Annotated in this window: 4 protein-coding genes; 1 reads left to right on the forward strand and 3 read right to left on the reverse strand. The window is 61.8% G+C overall.

Features of this window, described 5'->3' with window-relative positions; all coding sequences use genetic code 11:
• Positions 1–667 precede the first annotated feature (667 nt).
• Positions 668–985: a hypothetical protein gene (locus tag KBA32_RS14155; RefSeq protein ID WP_294360095.1), complete on the forward strand. Its 318-nt coding sequence runs from the start codon at positions 668–670 to the stop codon at positions 983–985.
• Positions 986–999: 14 nt separating this feature from the next.
• On the opposite strand, the gene KBA32_RS14160 is transcribed toward KBA32_RS14155, so the two are convergent.
• From KBA32_RS14160 to KBA32_RS14170, 3 genes are all read right to left on the reverse strand, one after another.
• The gene (locus KBA32_RS14160) at positions 1,000–1,866 is read right to left on the reverse strand and encodes a YihY/virulence factor BrkB family protein (protein WP_294360098.1); all 867 of its coding nucleotides are present in this window, start codon (positions 1,864–1,866) and stop codon (positions 1,000–1,002) included.
• 44 nt (positions 1,867–1,910) lie between these two features.
• Entirely contained in the window at positions 1,911–2,327 is a 417-nt protein-coding gene (locus KBA32_RS14165) for an ACT domain-containing protein (RefSeq protein WP_294360101.1), read from the reverse strand.
• On the reverse strand, positions 2,327–3,283 hold a 957-nt coding region (locus KBA32_RS14170), incomplete at its 5' end, for a phenylacetate--CoA ligase family protein (RefSeq protein WP_294360104.1). The genes KBA32_RS14170 and KBA32_RS14165, both read right to left, overlap by 1 nt.

A 3,283-nucleotide genomic window follows, 5' to 3' on the forward strand; every position in this document is an offset into this window, starting at 1 on the left:
GCGCCAAAATAAAAAACGGCCCCCAATTCTGGAGGCCGTCTCTACGTGGAGTGGGTGCGACCCACACATTGATTATCGTCCATCGTGCACGTACTCTTCTTCGACGGGCTTCGATTCCCGAACGTCGAAGTACAGATCCAGTGCGAACGGCAGAGAGACAAGGGCGAGAACAGCAAGAGTGGTCAACATCATTTTTCCTTTCGTCAGTGGCGGGTACCTTTACCCGACGCGCGAACGATAGCAAGTTATGCGTTTTCCCCTGTTGCAACTTTGATTTTCTTTCGTGGCGCGTTTGCCGGGTTTTTGTATCAGCGTGTGACGCTGTCGCGAAAATGCAACACTTTCTCCGAGAAAACGACCCGTCTCCCGTTCGCACGTGTCGATTCTGGCGAAATCGGTTGTCAGTCTGCCACAGTGTGCCGGTAAACCGGTCCGCCTATGCGCGCAGCGGCGGACCGCCGGCTGTATTCGCATCGCCGCAATTTCTGCACGAAATGTGTGCGAAATCTGAGCACACGGAGCGGTGAATTGGCGACAATAGGCGGATAGAACAGGGGGAAGGAATGTTTCAAGAGCACGGATTCACGATCTGCGGCGAGGAACGGTTTTTCTGTGGGTGTTCTTCGGTCCCGGGGTGTACTTTTCCGGCAGGAAAAGGATGGGCATGATGCGAAACCCGATTCGCCGCGGCAACAAGGCTGCGCTGATCGTCGGCATCCTGTTCTTTATCGCTGACAACTACCTTCCCGTGTTCCACGAGTTTGGTGCGTGGATCATCGGCTGCCTGTTTTGCTTCTACTACTCGGCGACGGCGATCTCGCAGGAGGAACGGGCGAGCAAGCGCTTGAAGTACGGTCTCTACGCGCTCCTGCTGCTGCTGCTCGTTGCTGCGCTGGCCCTGCACGACGTCGAAGAGACGCCGGTCTTCAAGCGCGATGCTTCGGTCAATCCCGTACTGAAGTTGATGGGTGTGGATAGAAAGTAGGAGCCCTGGCGGTTTCACTCGTTCTGGCCGATCCTCTCGTACTCCGCGATCACCTGCGCCCCGAGTAGCAGCAGTGCGGCGGCGATTTCCATGCTGAGCAGCATGATGACCGCAGTCGCGAACGAGCCATAGACGATGCTCGCCTTCGACAGCGTCGTGAAATACCAGACCAGGACGTGGCGGACGATTCCCCACAGCGCTGTCGCTGTGAACGCGCCGATCAGGGCCTGGCTCGGGCGAATGCGCCGGATCGGCATGACGAGATAGATGGCGGCGACGATGAAGGTTTCGACGACCAGGCCGAACACGTAGAGCAGCGCGCCGGAGAGTCCGTCTAGCGACCAGTCCTGGCCGAACAGGTGTATGTTTTCGCGCGCGATCGCCTGCAGGACGACCGAGGCGAACATCACGCCGAGCAGCGCGGCCCACAGGAAGAGCATGAAGCAGTAGGGGAGGACCGCGGAAACGAGAAAGTGGCGTTTCCCCTCGGTTGCATGGTCGGCGAAGATGATGGACAAGGCCTTTTCCAGCACGGAAAAGGCGGCCGAGCTGAAAACCATCAGCGTGATCAGGAGGACGCTGCCGATGGCGACGCGGTTGGCGAGAAAGCGTCCGACGTCGGCGAGCACCGCGTCGGCCTGGTTCGGTACCAGCCAGGCGAGCGAGCGGCCGAGGAGAATCAGCAATTCGGCCTGGTTGACAAAGCGCGAGAGCACGATCACCGAAAGGATGAGCATCGGCACGATCGAGAGCAGCGCGTAGTAGGCAATTGCGCCGGCGAGCAGCATGCCCTGATTCCTGCGGAAACCGCGCAGGGTCTGCAGGACGAAAGCGAGCGGGTGCGTCGCCACGTGGCGCGCCGCTTTGCTGATGATCGCCATAGTCGACGGCAGATGTCCCGGTGAACTGGCCGGGACGTCAGGCCTCAGAAAGTCGGAATCGTCGCGAAACCGTGCTTTTCAAGCATCGCAATACCTGCGGCGACGTCGTCGACCTTGATCACGATCACGGCCTTGTCGACCTTGTGTTCGAGCGAGGCGTAGAGATACTCGATGCCGACGCCTTCGTCGCGGAAGAGCGCCATGATGCGCGCCAGCTCGCCCGGATGGTCGGGCACCTCGACGGCGATCACGTCGGTCTCGCGTGCCGTGAAGCCTTGTTCCTTGAGCAGCTTGACCGCTTCGTCCGGCTGGTCGGCGACCATGCGCAGGATGCCGAAGTCCGTCGTGTCGGCGATCGAGATCGCGCGCAGGTTGATGCCCGCCTGCGCGAGCAGCGCGGTGACGTCGGCCAGGCGGCCGGTGGTGTTCTCCATGAAGATGGAAATCTGCTTGATGATCATCAGATGCTCCTCCGGTCGATGATGCGTTGCGCCTTGCCTTCGCTGCGCGCGATGCTGCGTGGCTCGACGAGCTTGATGTGGGCGCTGATGCCGAGTTCGCTCTTCAGCTCGTCGTGGATGCGCTTCCGCAGTCGCTCCAGCACGCTGGTCACGTCGGAGAAGACGGCATCCTCGACCTCGACGCGGATCTCGATCTCGTCGAGGTGCGTCGCACCGCGGTCGATGACGATCTGGTAGTGCGGCTGCGTGCCTTCGATGCGCATCAGCACGTTCTCGATCTGCGACGGGAAGATGTTCACGCCGCGCACGATCATCATGTCGTCGGTGCGGCCGAGCAGGCGGTGGATGCGCACGGTCGTCCGCCCGCAGGGGCAGGGATCGCGCATCAGGAAGGTGATGTCGCGCGTCCGGTAGCGCAGGAGCGGCGAGCCTTCGCGGCTCAGGCTGGTGATCACCAGTTCGCCCTTCTCGCCGTCGGGCAGGACTTCGCCGGTCTCCGGGTTGATGATCTCGGGGTAGAAGTAGTCCTCGTTGAAGTGCTGGCCGTGCTTGCACTCGCACTCGGCGGCGACGCCGGGGCCGATCAGCTCGGTCAGGCCGTAGATGTCGTGCGCGCTGATGTCGAGCTTGGCTTCGATCTCGACGCGCATGTTCTCGCTCCACGGCTCGGCGCCGAAGCAGCCGGCGCGCAGTGGCATGTCGCGGAAGTCGATGCCTTCCTCTTTTGCCGCTTCGGCAAGGAACAGGGAGTACGACGGCGTGCAGGTGAGCAGCGTCGTGCCGAAGTCGCGCATCACGTGCAACTGGCGGCGCGTGTTGCCCGACGAGATCGGCAGGATGTTGGCGCCGACGCGGCGGGCGCCGTAATGCACGCCGAGGCCGCCGGTAAAGAGGCCGTAGCCGTAGCCGTTCTGCACCGTGTCGCCTTTTTCGCAGCCGGCCATCGACAGCGTGCG

Source organism: Propionivibrio sp. (assembly GCF_017995515.1).
Taxonomy (GTDB): Bacteria; Pseudomonadota; Gammaproteobacteria; order Burkholderiales; family Rhodocyclaceae; genus Propionivibrio.